General features: G+C 61.2%; 14 protein-coding genes and 4 tRNA genes. 8 read left to right on the forward strand and 10 right to left on the reverse strand.

From position 1 onward, the window contains the following. Positions 1-51: 51 nt before the first annotated feature. The gene (locus ACU688_RS11695; protein ID WP_448184791.1) at positions 52-591 is read right to left on the reverse strand and encodes a TetR/AcrR family transcriptional regulator; all 540 of its coding nucleotides are present in this window, start codon (positions 589-591) and stop codon (positions 52-54) included. A gap of 91 nt (positions 592-682) precedes the next feature. On the opposite strand from ACU688_RS11695, the gene ACU688_RS11700 reads away from it, so the two are divergent. The 3 genes from ACU688_RS11700 to ACU688_RS11710 all read left to right on the forward strand — a co-directional run bounded on the left by ACU688_RS11700 (position 683) and on the right by ACU688_RS11710 (position 5,044). Continuing rightward, a complete protein-coding gene (locus tag ACU688_RS11700) occupies positions 683-1,882 on the forward strand; it encodes an MFS transporter (protein ID WP_448184792.1) in 1,200 nt (399 codons plus the stop codon). A 77-nt stretch (positions 1,883-1,959) separates the two neighbouring features. Continuing rightward, positions 1,960-3,108 carry a TDT family transporter gene (locus ACU688_RS11705; protein ID WP_448184793.1) on the forward strand — a complete coding sequence of 383 codons (1,149 nt, stop codon included), beginning with the start codon at positions 1,960-1,962 and terminating at the stop codon, positions 3,106-3,108. Between the two features lie 67 nt (positions 3,109-3,175). Continuing rightward, on the forward strand, positions 3,176-5,044 hold the full coding sequence (locus tag ACU688_RS11710) for an MFS transporter (protein ID WP_448184794.1): 1,869 nt from the start codon (positions 3,176-3,178) through the stop codon (positions 5,042-5,044). 110 nt (positions 5,045-5,154) lie between these two features. Here ACU688_RS11710 and sugE read toward each other — a convergent pair whose 3' ends face one another. The 3 genes from sugE to rdgC form a co-directional block, all read right to left on the reverse strand. Beyond that, positions 5,155-5,469: a quaternary ammonium compound efflux SMR transporter SugE gene (sugE, locus tag ACU688_RS11715; RefSeq protein ID WP_005786698.1), complete on the reverse strand. Its 315-nt coding sequence runs from the start codon at positions 5,467-5,469 to the stop codon at positions 5,155-5,157. 108 nt (positions 5,470-5,577) lie between these two features. After that, complete coding sequence (locus ACU688_RS11720) at positions 5,578-6,543, reverse strand: bile acid:sodium symporter family protein (RefSeq protein ID WP_448184795.1); 966 nt, start codon at positions 6,541-6,543, stop codon at positions 5,578-5,580. 162 nt (positions 6,544-6,705) lie between these two features. Further along, a complete protein-coding gene (gene rdgC, locus ACU688_RS11725) occupies positions 6,706-7,626 on the reverse strand; it encodes a recombination-associated protein RdgC (RefSeq protein WP_448184796.1) in 921 nt (306 codons plus the stop codon). A gap of 159 nt (positions 7,627-7,785) precedes the next feature. Between rdgC and ACU688_RS11730 the strand changes: the two genes are divergently transcribed. The 3 genes from ACU688_RS11730 (at position 7,786) to ACU688_RS11740 (ending at position 8,397) form a co-directional block, all read left to right on the forward strand. Then, positions 7,786-7,861: transfer RNA gene (locus tag ACU688_RS11730), tRNA-Val, on the forward strand. 19 nt (positions 7,862-7,880) lie between these two features. Then, positions 7,881-7,957: transfer RNA gene (locus ACU688_RS11735), tRNA-Asp, on the forward strand. Between the two features lie 134 nt (positions 7,958-8,091). Further along, positions 8,092-8,397, forward strand: coding sequence for a hypothetical protein (locus ACU688_RS11740; RefSeq protein WP_448184797.1), 306 nt, complete (start codon positions 8,092-8,094; stop codon positions 8,395-8,397). A 99-nt stretch (positions 8,398-8,496) separates the two neighbouring features. Here ACU688_RS11740 and ACU688_RS11745 read toward each other — a convergent pair whose 3' ends face one another. From ACU688_RS11745 to ACU688_RS11755, 3 genes are all read right to left on the reverse strand, one after another. Next, positions 8,497-10,929, reverse strand: coding sequence for a TonB-dependent siderophore receptor (locus ACU688_RS11745; protein WP_448184798.1), 2,433 nt, complete (start codon positions 10,927-10,929; stop codon positions 8,497-8,499). Positions 10,930-11,007: 78 nt separating this feature from the next. Beyond that, on the reverse strand, positions 11,008-11,991 hold the full coding sequence (locus ACU688_RS11750) for a FecR family protein (protein ID WP_448184799.1): 984 nt from the start codon (positions 11,989-11,991) through the stop codon (positions 11,008-11,010). Between the two features lie 6 nt (positions 11,992-11,997). Further along, positions 11,998-12,516 carry a sigma-70 family RNA polymerase sigma factor gene (locus ACU688_RS11755; protein WP_257781797.1) on the reverse strand — a complete coding sequence of 173 codons (519 nt, stop codon included), beginning with the start codon at positions 12,514-12,516 and terminating at the stop codon, positions 11,998-12,000. Positions 12,517-12,716: 200 nt separating this feature from the next. On the opposite strand from ACU688_RS11755, the gene ACU688_RS11760 reads away from it, so the two are divergent. Continuing rightward, positions 12,717-12,792, forward strand: a tRNA-Val gene (locus tag ACU688_RS11760). A 19-nt stretch (positions 12,793-12,811) separates the two neighbouring features. Continuing rightward, positions 12,812-12,888: transfer RNA gene (locus ACU688_RS11765), tRNA-Asp, on the forward strand. A 205-nt stretch (positions 12,889-13,093) separates the two neighbouring features. On the opposite strand, the gene ACU688_RS11770 is transcribed toward ACU688_RS11765, so the two are convergent. The 3 genes from ACU688_RS11770 to ACU688_RS11780 form a co-directional block, all read right to left on the reverse strand. Next, entirely contained in the window at positions 13,094-15,541 is a 2,448-nt protein-coding gene (locus ACU688_RS11770) for a TonB-dependent siderophore receptor (RefSeq protein ID WP_448184800.1), read from the reverse strand. Between the two features lie 81 nt (positions 15,542-15,622). Continuing rightward, entirely contained in the window at positions 15,623-16,576 is a 954-nt protein-coding gene (locus ACU688_RS11775) for a FecR domain-containing protein (protein ID WP_448184801.1), read from the reverse strand. Beyond that, entirely contained in the window at positions 16,573-17,082 is a 510-nt protein-coding gene (locus ACU688_RS11780) for a sigma-70 family RNA polymerase sigma factor (RefSeq protein WP_207041541.1), read from the reverse strand. The genes ACU688_RS11775 and ACU688_RS11780 overlap by 4 nt, the downstream gene beginning before the upstream one ends. Between the last annotated feature and the right edge of the window lie 186 nt (positions 17,083-17,268).

The following is a 17,268-nucleotide window of genomic DNA, read 5'->3' on the forward strand; positions in this document are numbered from 1 at the left end:
AAATGTGGGAGCGGGCTTGCCCGCTCCCACATTGGGTTTTATGTAGGGCTGTTATTGCGTGAGCGCCAACTCGATCAGCGCATGCAGCTCTTCCACCTGCAACGGCCCATCCGCAAACAGAATCCTGAACACCGTCGGCGCCGCCAGCAGGTTGATCAACCGCTCCACGCTGGGCGCCTGTTCGTCGGGATAACGCTCCACAATCACCTGCAACTGCCCACCAATCAGCGCCACGCAATACCCCGGCGTCTGGCTGCATTGCACGTCGCGCATCATGTTGCGTCCCGGCTCTGAACTCATCTCATCCAGATACTGCTCGGCCCAGGCTTGCAGGTCGCCGCGCAGGCTGCCGGTATCGGCCGGCTCGCTGTCGGGGCGCATGCGCGCCAGGGCCACGTCGGCTAGCAGGGCGGACAGGTCGCCCCAGCGCCGGTAAATGGTGGACGGCGTGACGCCTGCGCGCGCGGCAATCATGGGCACGGTCACGCTGGAACGCTCGTGAGCTTCCAGCAGTTCGCGCACCGCCGAATGGACGGATTCTTGGACCCGGGCACTGCGGCCCCCCGGGCGGAGGCCTTCTTTTATCGCCATGTTTGCGACCTTAACACAAAGAATTTGCTTTAAGCGCCGGCCAGTAGCACACTCCACAAAAGCAAAATATTAGCTTTAGCGGAGCGTGCCCATGTCCAGCAACCCTTCTCACCGTTCCAACCTGGTGTTCCTGGCGATCACCTTGCTGACGTTTCTCGCCGCTTCCAGCGCGCCGACGCCGTTGTATCACCTGTATCAGGAAGGCCTGCATTTTTCCGCAGGCATGCTCACGCTGATCTTTGGTGTCTACGCCATCAGCCTGCTGGCGGCGCTGTTGACCGTAGGTTCGCTGTCGGACCACTTGGGGCGCAAGCCGGTGATTTTTGCCGCGCTGGTCCTGGATATGCTGGCGATGTTGCTGTTTATCAATGAAGGCAGCGTGGCCTGGTTGATTGCTGCGCGGACCTTGCAAGGCTTCGCCACCGGCATGGCCACGGCGGTGCTCGGCGCGGCGTTGCTCGATACCGACCGCCAGCAAGGCCCGCTGGTCAACAGTGTGGCGCCGTTGCTGGGCATGGCGTGTGGGGCGATGGGCAGCAGCCTGCTGGTGGAGTTCGCGCCGCTGCCAACGCAGTTGATCTACTGGACGCTGTTCGCGCTGATGCTGCTGCAGGCGATATACGTGTGGCGCTTGCCGGAAACCGTCAGCCGCATCCCCGGCGCACTGGCCTCGTTGCGCCCGACGTTGCATGTGCCGCCTCAAGCGCGGCGCGCGTTATGGCTGTCGTTGCCGGTGGACGTGGCGGTGTGGGCAATGGGCGGGTTCTATCTGTCGCTGGCGCCGTCGTTGGTGCGGGCGGCGACCGGTTCCACCTCCAACCTGATCGGTGGCGGGTTGGTGGCGGTGCTGACCTTGAGTGGCGCGCTGATGATTTTCAGCCTGCGCAATCGCCCGGCCGACAAGGTTCTGCGGCTGGGCGCTGGCCTGTTGGCCGTCGGCGTGGCGCTGATCCTCACGGCGGTACACAGCGCCAGCCTGCCGCTGTTTTTCATCGCCACGCTGATTGCGGGAAGTGGATTTGGCGCAGGTTTCCTCGGTGCATTGCGCAGTGTGGTGCCATTAGCGCTGCCCCATGAACGCGCCGGTTTGATGTCGGCGTTTTACGTCTTGAGTTACCTGGCGTTCTGTCTGCCGGCGCTGCTGGCGGGCAACCTGATTCGCAGTTTCGGGCTGATCGCCACCACCGATGGCTACGGCGCTGTGCTGATCTTGTTATCTGTGAGTGCCCTGGCCGGTTTGCTGATGCAGGGTTCGCGCGACCCTCTTATAGGTAAAATAGATAACAGTTAGAGAAATTACCCGTTATATAGATATTCGATTCGGTTCTACCATGGTCTCAACCTCATGCGAGGAGGAGGATTGCCATCATGACTTGCTCGAATACCATCAGTTACAAACCCTTCAGTCACCTGACCCGGCCCCGGGAAGTGATTCGCCAGTTCACCCCCAACTGGTTTGCCGCGACCATGGGCACCGGCGTGCTGGCGCTGGCCCTGGCGCAATTGCCGGTCAACCTGCCGGGCGTGCAGTCCATCGCCGAGGCGCTGTGGTTTTTCACCATCGGCCTGTTTGTACTGTTTAGCGTGTTGTACGCCGCCCGTTGGGTGATGTTCTTCCACGAGGCGCGGCGGATCTTCGGGCACTCCACGGTGTCGATGTTCTTCGGCACCATCCCCATGGGGTTGGCGACCATCCTCAATGGCTTGCTGCTGTTCGGCTTGCCGCGCTGGGGCAGCGATGTGATCCCGCTGGCCGAAGGCCTGTGGTGGCTGGACGTGGCGATGGCCCTGGCCTGCGGCGTGCTGATCCCGTTCATGATGTTCACCCGCCAGGAACACAGCATTGACCAGATGACCGCCGTGTGGCTGCTGCCGGTGGTGGCCGCCGAAGTCGCCGCCGCCAGTGGCGGTTTGCTGGCACCGCATCTGGCGGATGCCCACGCGCAACTGATCATGCTGGTGACCAGCTACGTGCTGTGGGCGTTTTCCCTGCCGGTGGCGTTCAGCATCCTGACCATCCTCATGCTGCGCATGGCCCTGCATAAACTGCCCCACGCCAATATGGCCGCGTCGAGCTGGCTGGCCCTCGGCCCTATCGGCACCGGTGCCCTGGGCATGTTGCTGCTCGGCGGCGATGCGCCCGCAATCTTTGCCGCCAATGGCTTGCCCGGCGTCGGCGAGATGGCCAACGGCCTGGGCCTGGTGGCCGGCATTACCCTGTGGGGCTTCGGCTTGTGGTGGATGCTGATTGCGGTGCTGATCACCCTGCGTTACCTGCGTGCCGGTATCCCGTTCAACCTCGGCTGGTGGGGGTTCACCTTTCCGCTGGGGGTGTATGCCCTGGCCACGTTGAAGCTGGCGAGCCTGTTGCACCTGGGGTTCTTCAGCGTGTTTGGCAGCGTGCTGGTGCTGGCATTGGCGCTGATGTGGGCGATCGTCGCCAAGCGCACCGTGCAGGGTGCCTATAAAGGTGAGCTTTTTGTTTCGCCGTGTATTGCAGGACTAGCGAATAAGTAAGCCGGATTAGGTAAAGTCGTGGCCTGAATGCTTTTACAAAAAAACAGGCCACGCAGGAACACGGACGATGAGCCACCCCTCGCAATTCACCTTGCTGCGCACACGGCGCTTCCTGCCGTTTTTCATTACCCAGTTGCTGGGTGCCTTCAACGACAACATCTTCAAGCAATCGCTGATCCTCGCCATTCTCTACAAGCTGACCATCGACGGTGACCGCTCGATCTGGGTCAACCTGTGCGCATTGCTGTTTATCCTGCCGTTCTTTCTGTTCTCGGCGCTGGCCGGGCAGTTTGGCGAGAAATTCAACAAGGATGCGCTGATCCGCGCGATCAAGATTGGCGAGATCGTGATCATGGCCGTGGGCGCCACGGGCTTCCTCACCAACCACCTGGAACTGATGCTGCTGGCGCTGTTTGCCATGGGCACCCACTCGGCGCTGTTCGGCCCGGTGAAGTACTCGATCATGCCCCAGGCCCTGCACGAAGATGAGCTGGTGGGCGGCAACGGCCTGGTGGAAATGGGTACGTTCCTGGCGATCCTCGCCGGTACGATTGGCGCTGGGATCATGATGTCGTCGACCCATTACGCGCCGGTGGTGGCAGTGGCGATTGTCGGCGTGGCCGTGCTCGGTTACCTCGCCAGCCGCAGTATTCCGCGGGCGGCGGCGTCGACCCCGGGGCTGCGTTTGAACTGGAATATCTTCAGCGAATCCTGGGCCACCTTGCGCCTTGGCCTGGGGCAGACGCCCGCCGTATCGCGTTCCATTGTCGGCAACTCATGGTTCTGGTTTGTCGGTGCGATTTATCTGACGCAGATCCCGGCCTACGCCAAGGAATGGTTGTACGGCGACGAAACCGTGGTGACGCTGATTCTCACCGTGTTTTCGGTGGGCATCGCCCTCGGCTCGATGCTCTGCGAGAAACTCTCCGGGCGTAAGGTGGAAATCGGCCTGGTGCCGTTTGGTTCATTCGGGTTGACCGTGTTCGGCCTGTTGCTGTGGTGGCATTCCGGCGGCTTCCCGCAGAACGTGCAGGCCAACGATTGGCTGGCCGTGCTCAGTTACGGCCAGGCGTGGTGGGTGTTGTTCGATATCCTCGGGCTGGGGGTGTTCGGCGGCTTCTATATCGTGCCGCTGTATGCGCTGATCCAGTCGCGTACCGCCGAGAACGAACGCGCGCGGGTGATCGCCGCCAACAATATCCTCAACGCGCTGTTCATGGTGGTATCGGCCATCGTCTCGATCCTGCTGCTCAGCGTGGCCAAGCTGTCGATCCCCGAGTTGTTCCTGGTGGTGTCGCTGCTCAATATTGCGGTGAATACCTACATCTTCAGGATCGTCCCCGAGTTCACCATGCGCTTCATGATCTGGCTGCTCAGCCATTCCATGTACCGCGTGGAGCATCGCAACCTGGAGGCGATTCCTGATGAAGGCGCGGCGTTGCTGGTGTGCAACCACGTGTCGTTTGTCGATGCGCTATTGATCGGCGGCGCGGTGCGTCGGCCGATTCGCTTTGTCATGTACTACAAGATCTACCAGCTGCCGGTGCTGAACTTTATCTTCCGCACGGCCGGGGCGATTCCGATTGCCGGGCGCCATGAAGATATCCAGATCTATGAAAAGGCCTTCACGCGGATTGCGCAGTATCTGAAGGACGGCGAGTTGGTGTGCATCTTCCCGGAGGGCAAGCTGACGGCCGATGGCGAGATGAATGAGTTTCGCGGTGGGGTGACGCGGATTCTGGAGGAGACCCCGGTGCCGGTGATTCCCATGGCGTTGCAGGGGTTGTGGGGGAGTTTCTTCAGTCGCGATCCGAAGAAAGGGTTGTTTCACCGGATCTGGTCGCGGGTGGTGTTGGTGGCGGGGGAGGCGGTGCAGGAGCCGACGCCTGCGAGGTTGCAGGAGGTTGTGGGTGGGTTGCGGGGGAGTGTCAGGTAGGTTTGTGTTGGATGTGCTGGCCCCATCGCAGGCAAGCCAGCTCCCACATTTTTGACTGTGTTCACAAATCAAAATGTGGGAGCTGGCTTGCCTGCGATGACGGTAGTGGCCTAGGTGCTGATCTTGAGCCCAACCAACCCGCAGATGATCAACGCCACACTCGCCAACCGAAACAACGCCATGGATTCCCCAAACAGGATAATCCCGGCAATCACCGTGCCCACGGCACCCACTCCGGTCCAGATCGCATAGGCCGTGCCCAGCGGCAGTTCCTTCATGGCCAGCCCCAGCAGGCCAAGGCTGACCGCCATGGCGGCAATGGTCAGCGCGGTGGGCAGTGGCTTGCTGAAACCATCGGTGTATTTCAGGCCGACGGCCCAGCCCACTTCAAACAATCCGGCAAAAAACAGAATGATCCAGGACATGCTGACCCTCTCTATATAGGCGTGGGGTCGTCCCCGGATTAGGCGCTTGAGAGCGTCGCGGGGTCGTCCCCGCGAAGCTCGCTAGAGTGCCGAACAATGCTCCGGCGATCAAGTTTGCGGGGTGTTTTCCAGAATGTGACGGTCTTCTTTTTCGCTCATGCGACGGAAGTAGGTCGACAGCAATGCCCCGGAAATGTTGTGCCACACGCTGAACAGCGCACTCGGCACCGCCGCCAGTGGCGAGAAGTGCGCACTGGCCAACGCGGCGCCCAGCCCGGAGTTCTGCATGCCGACTTCCAGCGCCAGCGACTTGCGCTGCGCCAATGGCAGCTTGAACACGCGGCCGGTGAAGTAGCCCAGCAGGTAGCCGAAGCTGTTGTGCAGCATGACCACGGCCATGATCAGCAGGCCTGACTCGGCGATTTTCGCCTGGCTCGCGGCAACCACCGCCGCGACGATGATCACGATGCTCACCACCGACACCAGCGGCAATACGTCCACTGCATGGCGCACACGCTCGCCGAGCACGCGCTGGGCGACTACGCCGAGCACGATCGGCAGCAGCACCACTTGCAGGATCGACCAGAACAGCTCCATGAACGATACCGGCAACCAGGCCGAGGCCAGCAGCCAGATCAGCGCCGGCGTGAGCAGCGGGGCGAGGAGGGTGGTGACGGCGGCGATGGCTACCGACAGCGCCAGGTCGCCACGGGCCAGCCAGGTCATGACGTTGGACGAGGTGCCGCTTGGGCAGCAGCCGACCAGGATTACGCCGACGGCGATTTCCGGCGGCAGGTGGAAGGCCTGGCACAGCAGCCACGCCACGCCCGGCATGATCACGAAGTGCGCGACCACGCCCAATGCCACGCGCCATGGATGGCGAGCGACTTCGGCGAAGTCATCAATCTTGAGGGTCAGCCCCATGCCGAACATCACCAGGCCAAGCAGCGGCACGATGGCGGTTTTCAGGCCGATGAACCAGCTGGGTTCGAGGAACGCGAGCACCGCGAAAATCAGCACCCAGTAGGCGAAGGTATTGCCGACGAAGCGGCTCAGGGCGGCGAGTGCGCGCATGGGGTGTCCTTGTTATTAGATTTTTGAAGTGGCAATGAGATCAATGTGGGAGCTGGCTTGCCTGCGATAGCATCACCGCGGTCTGATTGAAGACCGAGGTGCCTGCATCGCGGGCAAGCCCGGCTCCCACATTGACCGTGCCCACATTAGAGCTGTGTTGCTTTAAATGCCCTGTGGGGTCTCTTCGCCGCCCAACGCTTCAACCAACGCCGGGATGAACTCGCCGAACGTCAGCATCATCAACGTGAAGCTCGCGTCCAGTTGGCCCAGGGCTTCGTCGCCGCCGTCCTGTTCGGCCTGGTCTTGCAGCAGGTCTTCGAACTTCAGGCGCTTGACGGTCATCTTGTCATCGAGCATGAAGGACAGTTTGTCCTGCCAGGCCAGGGACAGTTGGGTCACGACTTTGCCGGTGGTCAGGTGCAGCTGGATTTCTTCGCCGGTCAGGTCCTGGCGCTTGCAGCGCACGATGCCGCCGTCTTCGTGGGTGTCGCGCAGTTCGCATTCGTCGAGGACGAAGAAGTCATCGGCCGGTTTCTGGGTGGTGACCCAGTCGGTCATGATTGCGGTTGGCGCGGTTTTCACGGTGAGTGGACGCACCGGCAGGGTGCCGATCACTTCGCGCAGGGTGGAGAGCAGGTCTTCGGCGCGTTTCGGGCTGGCCGAGTTCACCAGGATCAGGCCTTGTTTTGGCGCGATGGCGGCGAAGGTCGACGAGCGACGAATAAAGGCGCGCGGCAGGAAGGCCTGGATGATTTCATCCTTGAGCTGGTCGCGTTCCTTCTTATAGACCTTGCGCATTTGCTCGGCCTCGATCTCTTCGACTTTCTCTTTCAGTGCATCACGCACCACGCTGCCCGGCAGGATGCGTTCTTCCTTGCGCGCGGCGATCAGCAGGAAGTCACCGCTGACATGAACCAGGGGAGCGTCTTCACCTTTACCAAAAGGTGCGACGAAACCGTAAGTGGTCAACTCCTGGCTTGCACAAGGGCGCGCCAGTTTGGTGGCCATGGCCGCTTCCAACGCCTCGGCATCAACAGGCAGATCTTGGGTCAGGCGATAGATAAGCAGGTTCTTGAACCACATGGGGTGAGTCTCTCCTTTATACAAAGGGGGGCATTATTGTCTTGATAGCGGCTGAGGCCAACCCTGCCTAAGCCATTGGAAGGCCTCAAAAAAAAGATTTAAGAAAGTGCTTGCCAGACCTTGGGTCGCTCCGTAGAATGCGCGCCACACCGAGACGAAGGGTGATTAGCTCAGCTGGGAGAGCATCTGCCTTACAAGCAGAGGGTCGGCGGTTCGATCCCGTCATCACCCACCATTCGCTTCATGTGTTACGCGCAGCGGTAGTTCAGTCGGTTAGAATACCGGCCTGTCACGCCGGGGGTCGCGGGTTCGAGTCCCGTCCGCTGCGCCATATTCGGTAACCTGGAACACTGAACGCCAGGTCACCACAAAAAGCCCGCTCATTGAGCGGGTTTTTTTTCGTCTGCGATTTATGATCGTTCCCACGCAGAGCGTGGGAACGATCAGATTCCAGAGGGTTGAAGAATGATTACTGAAGATATCGAAGTCGTTAAAGAGATTTTTTCAATCATCGATGCCGGTATTGTCGATGGTTATGATTATTTTTGTTATGACGTAACAGTGGGCGAGGGCTTCATCGATACAGGCTTGGCCGTTGAGAGAGGCGGCGTTGAGATCACTGATGCCAGAACTGATTTCGATGGTGCGGCGCTGTATATGCTTGCCAAGCAGCTCAATAAAAACGCCAAGGAGCGCGGTGAGTGCTGGCGTTCTTTTGTGATGTCCTATCGGCGTGGAGGCCAGGTTAAAACAAACTTCAACTATGATTGAAAGTAGAAAGCCCGCTCAATGAGCGGGCTTTTTTTGTCTGCGATTTTTGTAGGCGCACGCTTGTTGTGGCGAGGGAGCAAGCTCCCTCGCCACAGGCGTTTAGAAATCCCAGCGGGTGGTCACCATGACGTTGCGCGGCTCACCGTACGCGGCGGAGTTATAGAAGCCGATATTGGTGTAGTAGCTCTTGTCGAAGATATTGTTGACGTTCAACGTCGCCGACAGGTTCTTGCTGATCTGGTATTTGCTCATCAGATCCACCAGCCAATACGCCTCTTGGGAAAACTCTTCATAGCCGCCACGCGGGCTGTTGTAGATGTCCTGCCAACCCACGCTCTGCCAGCGCACGCCGCCGCCGACGGTCAACTTGTCCAGGTTGCCCTTGAGTTTGTAGGTGGTGTACAGCTTGACCTGGTCTTCCGGTTCAAAGGTGGAGATTTTCACGCCCTTGTCGTCGCGCACAATCTTGTGGGTGTAGCCGGCCTGCAGCTGCCAGCCAGGGGCGATTTCGCCGGACATCTCCACTTCATAACCCTTGGTCACCGCCTTGCTGCTCTTATAGGCGTAGTTGTTGGGTGTGGGCTTGAGGTTGTTGTACTCATCGTCGGACAGCGCGCGGTTGGATTCGTGGATTTCAAAGTAGGCGGCGCTGGCATTGACCCGGCCGTTGAGATAGTCGGCCTTGACCCCCAGCTCCCAGTTCTGGCCTTCATCCGGTTCCAGCAGTTTGTTGTCGCGGTCGCGGTTGTAGTTTTCCTGCGGCATGAAGATATCGGTGTAGCTGGCGTACACCGCGTAGGTGTCATTCAGGTCGTAAACCGCGCCGACATACGGCACCACGCGCCCGGACTCGCGATAGCTGGGGTTGTAGCCGGTGACCTGATAGTTGACCAGGCGCGCGCCGAGCAACACCTTGAGGTCGTCGGCGAGGTTCAGGCGCGTGGTCGCGTACGCGCCGGTCTGGCGCACGGTGTCGTCGATCAGTGATTGCGCCTGGCCCCAGTCCGGCATCGTTGCGTGGCCGTGCCAGTTGTTGAAGTCCACCAGGTTGGGGTCGAGGTTCCAATAGCCTTTGCCTTTCCACTCCGAGGCGCTGATCGAGCCGCCCAGCACCAGTTCATGTTCACGTCCGCCGAGGCTGAACGGGCCGCTGACATACAGGTCGGCGGAGTCGCTGACGGTTTCCCCGGTGTATTTGCCCGAGGTCAGTTGTGCGGTGCCATCCGGCTGCGGCTGGTCGCCCTGGATCGAGCCCATCAAGGCGTGGTAGCCGTTGATCTTGTGGTCCAGTTGCAGCTTGCTCACCCAGCCATTGCCCAAGTCATGTTCGAGCATGGCGAACACGGTGCGGGTGTATTGCTCCCAACTGCTCCACTCGGCGGCGTCGTTGAACGAGCGCTTGACGCTGTTGCGATTGCCCTGGGAGTTGATCAACGGAAAGCTGCCCGACCAGGACGAGCCTTTTGGCAACGTGTCCTGGTAATCGCCGCCTACGGTCAGCAGGGTGTCGGGCGACAGGTCGAACTCCATGATGCCGTAGTACGTCGGGCTCTTGCGCGAGTAGTGGTCCATGAACGAATGCTTGTCCTGGTAGGCCGCTACAGCCCGGCCGCGCACGTTGCCGCTGTCGGTCAGCGGGCCGCTGACGTCCAGTTCGCTGCGGTAGTTGTCCCACGAGCCGGCGCCGAGAGTGGCGTGGCCTTGGAAGTCGGCGGTGGGTTTCTTGCGCACCAGGTTGATCGTCGCGCCGAGGGAGCCGGCGCCAGTGAGCAGGCCGGTGGCGCCCTTGAGCACTTCGACGCGGTCGTAGATCGCCATGTCGCTCAGGGTGTTGCCCGCCGAATAGGCGACATTGCGCGCGGTGGAAGGAATGCCGTCGTATTGGAAGTTATTGATCGAAAAGCCGCGCGCATAGTAGTTGCTGCGCTCGGTGTCGAAGGCCGACACGGTGATGCCGGGCGTATGGCGCATCACGTCGTCCACATTGGTCAGGCCGAAATCATCCATGTGCTGGCGGGTGACCACCGAGACCGACTGCGGGGTTTCCTTGGGCGTCAGCACCAACCGCGTCGAAGTCGCGAGCGTGCCGGGGGTGTAGGACCCGGTGCCTTCGGTGATATTACCCAGTTGGGTGGCGCTGACTTGGGTCGGGCTCAGTTCCATGGTGCCATCGCTGGCGATGGGCGCCGGTTGCAGGGCGTAGACCTGATCACCTTTTACCGCGCGATAACCGCTGCCCAGCAGCAGCCGGTCGAAACCGTCCTGGATGCCGTAGCTGCCCTTGAGGCCCGGGCCATTGAGACCTTCCAGTTCGTGGGACTGGAACACGATGGCCACGCCGGCTTGTTGCGCAAAGCGATTGAGCGAGCTGCCCAGCGGCCCGGCCGGGATGTCGTAGGCCTGGGCGGCGACGTTGACGCTGTCTGCGTGCGCCGGGCTGATGCTCAGCAGCGAGGCGCTGAGCATGGCCAGGGACAGTGGCGCGAGTTTCAGTAGGCCAAAGCGCCCACGCGGGTAGGAAGGGGTGTGCATGGTGAAGGCAATCCTTTACGTGTCGAATTACCTCTCTTGACGGGCAACTGCGAGAAAACCGGAAGCAAATGCGAATAATTATTTATTGGCGCTGTCGGCTGGGTCCACGAGGATCAGCCAAGGGGTAAAACTTCTGACTTTAATCGGTAAGGTTTGCGCGAGTAATTGCAGGGCATGCTCGCTGTCGTCCAAGGGGATGACGGCCGAGACGCGCAGGCTTTGCAGCGCCGCACGATCGAATTGCACACGGCCGCTGCGGTGGCGGGAGATTTCATCCAGCACCTCGGGCAATGGCCGGTTTTCCACCACCAACTGATGGCGGCGCCAGGCTTCGTTGATGCTGGCGGGGTCGATGCTGCCGGCCAGTCGCACGCTGTGGCTGCTGACCAGCGCCCGGGAGCCGGCATCGACTTCCAGGGTCTGCTGGGCATTGGCGCTTTGTGCCGCCACGCGTGACTGCAACATGCTCAGCACAGTGACATCGCCCTCACGCTTGACCACAAATCGCGTGCCCAGTGCACGCAAGGTGCCTTGGGCAGTCTGCACGATAAATGGCCGCGTGCTGTCGTGGGCTACCTCTACCAGGATCTCGCCTTGCAGCAATTCGATGCGGCGCTGTTTGGCGTCGAAATGCAGGTTCGCCGCGCTGATGCCGTTGAGGGTTAATGTCGAGCCGTCCGCCAATTGCAGGGTTTGCCACTGGCCAGGACCATTGCGCACATCGGCCATCCATTGTTGCGGATACGGGCTGATGAGCAGCGCTGCGGCCGGGATCGCCAGGCTGCACGCCAGCAGCAGGGCGCGTACAGTGTTCTTGCGGCGACGGGTTTTTTGCTGGGTAAACGCGGCGTTCAAGGCGGCCCGCGCCGGTGCTTTTTTCCCGCGCAGGCCTTGCATGCGCGCAATCACTTCTTCCATGCGCGCGGCGGCTGCGGCGTAGTGCGGGCCTTGTTGCTTCCAGCATTCGAACGCCAGGCGCTGGGCTTCGCTCAGCTCGCCTTCGTGCAGGCGCAGCAGCCATTCGGCGGCTTGTTCTTCGATCTGTTGGCGGGCGTCGTGCATGTGCGCTCAGGTGTCCAGGCTGTGGCCGCAATGCACAAGCGCCTGGATCAGGTACTTGCGCACGGTGCGTTCCGACAGCTTGAGCTGGCGGGCGATCTGTTGTTGGGTCAGTTCTTCGAGGTAATACAGCACGAAGGCCTCGCGCGAATAGGCGTGCATGCCTTCGAGGATGAACGCGATCTGTTCCAGGGCTTCGAGGGTGGTGTGGATCTGCTCCGGCGACTGGAACCCTTCCAGGGCGTCCACCGTCAGCGCCAACTCTTGCAGGTAGGCGCTTTCGATCTGCTTGCGCCGGGCCTGGTCGATCAGCAAGCGCCGCGCCGTGGTGCTCAAGTACGCCCGCGGTTCGCGAATGCTTGCCACCGACTCACGGGCGTTGAGGATGCGCGCGAACGTGTCCTGCGCCAGGTCCGCCGCGTTCTGCCGGCAGCCCAATTTGCGCCGCAGCCACGCCAGCAGCCAGCCGTGATGCTCGCTGTAGAGCGCGGTTATTTCCCGTTGGAAGGGCGGTTCACCCACAGACATAGGCGTGGCTCAAGCGTTATTGAGAATGGTTTTTAATTGTGCGGCCAAGTGTCGGGTAAACGCAATAGACTCGCGTTTGAAGGGCGAAAAGCCCGTATTCACGGGGTTTGCGCCGCCTGCCGAAAAATATTTCAAATAAATTGCATATAAAACAAGACATTGCGGATTTTTGGTGTAAGATGCGCCCACACCGAAACGAAGGGTGATTAGCTCAGCTGGGAGAGCATCTGCCTTACAAGCAGAGGGTCGGCGGTTCGATCCCGTCATCACCCACCATTCGCTTCAAGTGTTACGCGCAGCGGTAGTTCAGTCGGTTAGAATACCGGCCTGTCACGCCGGGGGTCGCGGGTTCGAGTCCCGTCCGCTGCGCCATATTCGGTAACCTGGAACACTGAACGCCAGGTCACCACAAGAAAGCCCGCTCATTGAGCGGGCTTTTTTTTGTCTGCGATTTTTGTAGGAGCAGGCTTGTTGTGGCGAGGGAGCTTGCTCCCGCTGGGCCGCGAAGCGGCCCCAAAAGCTTGGGAGCGCTACGCACTCCAGCGGGAGCAAGCTCCCTCGCCACGACGTATCAGGTTCAGAACTGGTACTTGAGGCCCACCGTCATATTGCGCGGGTCACCGTAGAATGCGCTGCTATACAGACCGTAGCCGGCGTAATACTCGCGGTCGAAGAGGTTGTTCAGGTTCAGCGACGCGCTGAGGTTCTTGCTCACGTCATAGCGCGCCATCAACCCCACCACGGCGAAACTGCCTTCGTCGGCGCGCGCATCCATCGGGTAGGTGATGGCGGAATAGGTCGAACTCTGCCACGTCACATTGCCGCCCACCGTCAGGTCACGCAGGGCACCTTCGAGCTTGTAGGCCGTGGACAGTTTGAACTGGCGCTCCGGCAGGTTGGTGTTGATGCGGTTGCCGTCCTTGTCCCGGGGCTGGGCGTAGGTGAAGCCGGCAAGCATCTGCCAACCCGGTGTCAGTTGGCCGGACAGCTGCATTTCAAAACCCTTGGTGGTGGTGCCACTCACGGCCTTATAGGCCGTAAGGCCTCCCGTGCGAACGCCGTCGTCCACCCCCAGGTTGTCCTGCTTGATGGTGAACACGGCGAAACTGGTGTTGAGCGCACCGTCGAAAAATTCCGACTTCAGGCCCGCTTCATAGCTTTGCCCCGTCAGCGGTTCCAGCGCCTTGTCGTTTTTGTCGAACAACGACTGCGGCGTGAAGATGTCGGTGTAGCTAACGTAGAGCGAGTGGATGTCATTGAGGTCGTAGACGATGCCTGCATAAGGCACCAGCTTGCCGGTTTTCTTGGCGCTGTCGTCCGACGGATCATTGGGCTTCCAACCGTAGGTCAGGGTGCCTTCACGCTCATAGTTGACGACCCGGCTGCCGAGGATGACATGCCAGTCGTCCAGCGGGTTCAGGCGCAATGCCGCGTACCCACCGGACTCCTTGATCTTGTAGCCCTGGCTCTGTTGGAAGGTGAACGCATCCGGCTGAGGCGGGTTGTTGCCCCAGGTCTCGTAGTTCACGTTGAGGCTGCCACCGTCCAGTGACTGATAGTCCGAGCGGCGGTTACTCGCATTCAAGCCCACCACCAACTCATGGGTACGCCCCAGCAGCGAAAAAGGCCCCGTCGCATAGGCATCCACGGAGTCGGCGTTGATCGTGTAGGTCACGCGGCTGCGCTGCAGTTCCGCGATGTGGGTCGTCTCGTCGGGGAACGGCCCCCAGCCGACGATGTTGCCTTGCAACTGGTCGGTGGTGCCTTTCCAGTGGCTGGCTTCTACGCGTAGCAGCCAGTCATTGTCGAAGCGCTGCTCGATGCCGGCGAAGTATTTGCTGCTTTGGCTGTCGGCATAGGTCCATTTGGCCGCCGGGTTGGTCGAGCGTTTGAAGTTGGTGCGGTTGCCATCGGCGTTGTACAGCGGCAGCTGGCCAAAACTGGAGCCGTCGGCGTCGATTTTCTGATAGTCGATGCCGGCGTACAGCGTGGTGTCCGGCGTGATATCGGCCTCGCCGATGGCGTAGAACACGTCCTTTTTCTGCGCGTAGTAATCAATGAATGAATGGTTGTCCTGATGGGCGGCCACCACGCGCCCACGCAGCGCGCCGTTTTCGGACAACGGCCCGGACAGGTCCATTTCCGTGCGGTAGCGATCCCAGGTGCCGCCACTGCCAGAGACATAGCCCTGGAAGTCTTTGGTCGCACGCTTGCGGACCAGGTTGACCACCCCGGCCGGGCTGCCGACGCCACTCATCAACCCCGTCGCGCCGCGTACCACTTCGACGCGGTCGTAGATGGCCATGTCGCGCACGCCGAGGCCGTTGGTATTGGTGGTGAAATCTGACGTCGGCACACCGTCGTACTGAAAGCTGTCCAGGGCAAAACCGCGGGAGTAGAAGTTATAACGCTCACTGTCGTCGTGCATCACCGTCACGCCAGGTGTTTGCCCGAGGACTTCGGCGATGGAACCCAAGCCCTGGTCATTCATGTGTTGGCGGGTGATGACGGTCACCGACTGGGGAGTCTCGCGCAGGGACATGGGCAATTTGGTCGCCGTACTGGTGCTGCCGGTGGTGTAGGAGCCGGAGTTCTCGGTGGTCTGGCCCAGTTGTTGGCCGGTGATGCTGGTGGCACCCAGCTCAATGCTTGACCCATCTCCCAATGGATACAGGGTGTAGGAGCCGTCCCCGGACGCAACCGCATTTAGCCCGCTACCACGCAGCAGGCTGCGCAATCCCTCATCGATGCCGGTGTTGGCATTGAGCCCGGTACTGCGCTTGCCTTCCACCAGTGCCGGGTCGATTGGCAGGGTGATGCCGGCCTGGCTGGCGAACTCGGCCAGTGCCGTGCTCAAGGCACCGGCGGGAATCGTGTAATGGCGCACGTGCTGCTGGCCGATAGGTTCGGCCAGCAGGGGTGGGCTGGCCACCACCGAGCCTGCAACCAGCAGGCCCAAGGTCGCCCCGCGTATTGCCAGGGCCAAGGAGTGGAAGGGTAGGACGTACCGCTGTGGTTGCCGCATTGAGTGTTCCCCGTCGAAGAGTGTTGGCTGTTTTACGAGGAGGACGCATGGCGGCTGAAAAACACGACACACGCGGGAAATTCAGCTTTCCCGGGCGGCGATGGTCACCCAGTAGCGGCTGCGGGTGCGGATGTCTACCGGCAGGGTGCGGGCAAGGGCGGCCAGTGCCAGGTCGGTGTCGTGTAACTGAAACGTGCCGGAGATGCGCCAGTCTGCCACCGCCGGATCGCAGCGCAGCAGGCCGGGGCGATAGCGGCCAAGCTCAAGGGCAAAGTCGGCCAGGCGCATTTTTTCCGCGCGCAGTACGCCTTGGGTCCAATCGCTGCTGCTGCGTTGCAGCGTGGTCACGGGCGCAATCAGGGTGCGACTGAACTCGGTCTGCTGGCCCGCGTCCAGGCGCAGGAAATCCTTGGCGTGAGCGGGATAGACCTGCACGGCTCCCTCCAGCACCGCGATACGGGTTTTGCCGTCGAGCTGGCGCACGTCGAAACGCGTGCCAACCGGGCGCAAACGGCCTTCGGCGGTTTCCACTACGAGTGGGCGGTTGAGCGGGTCGGCGGCGGTGCTGACCAGAATCTCGCCGGCGTACAGGCGCAGCAGGCGCTGCTGGCTGTCGAAGCGGATGTCCATGGCGCTGGCGGTGTTGAGCATCACCCGGGTGCCGTCCGGCAGCACGCATTCGCGACGTTCGCCGGCCACTGTACGTTGGTCCGCGCTCCACTCCCGCCAGGGCAGTGCCTGGTAGGCGAGTGTGCCCAGCGGCGCAGCGATGATCAGGCTGGTCAACAGTTTGAGGGTGTGGCGCCGGTCAAGGTTTGCCGGGCGGCCCAGCGCGGGCAGGCCGATATCCGCGGGGATCGCGTCGAAGCGTGCGTGGAACCCTGCGGCCAATTGCCAGGCGCGCTCGTGGTCGGCATGGCTGGCGCGCCAGTGTTCGCAGGCTTCCCGATCATGTGGGCTGGCGTTGCCTTGCAGGCGCACGAACCAGCGGGCAGCCTGGCGCGCAATGCGCCGGTCAATCGGCTGGGTACTCACGCGGGGGTCGTGGCCAGGATGATGCATTCCTCATAGGCGCGCGCCAGATGGCGTTGCACCGAGCGCACATGGATACCCAGGTGGCTGGCGATTTCCTCTTGGCTGTAACCCTCAAGTTGAGCCATCAGAAAAGCCTGGCGCGTCCTGGCCGGCAGGCACGAAAGCACCTGATCGACCTCATGCAGCGCTTCGAGAATCAGCGCCTGGCTCTCCAGCGAGGGGGTGTTCTGCTCGGGCAGGTGGGCCAGGGTTTCCAGCCACGCCTGCTCCAACGAACGCCGACGATACAGACTGATCAGCAAGCGATTGGCGACGGTGGCCAGGTAGGCGCGCGGGCTGTCGAGGGTACGTGGCTTGGCGCCCAGCAGGCGGATGAAGGTATCTTGCGTCAAGTCCGCCGCGTCGGCGCTGTTGCCCAGGCGCTGGCGCAACCAACCCACCAACCAGCCGCGATGGTCGCGATAGAGGTCGCCGATATTCTGGTAAGGACTGGTTGGAAGGGGCATGGGGCGTGTTGTTGACCAAAGTAATGCAAGTGAGAATTCATCTCATTCTATCGGTGGCTACGCCTTGCTCGCAAGGCTCTCCCCTGAATGTTTGCCCGCGTACGCCTTGCCGTTGTGCACTGCCTACACCCCGTGAACTGTGCTGGTGCGTCATGACGTGGCGGAATACCCCCATGCCCATTGGTC

It is taken from the genome of Pseudomonas acericola (SeqCode) (genome assembly GCF_053456465.1).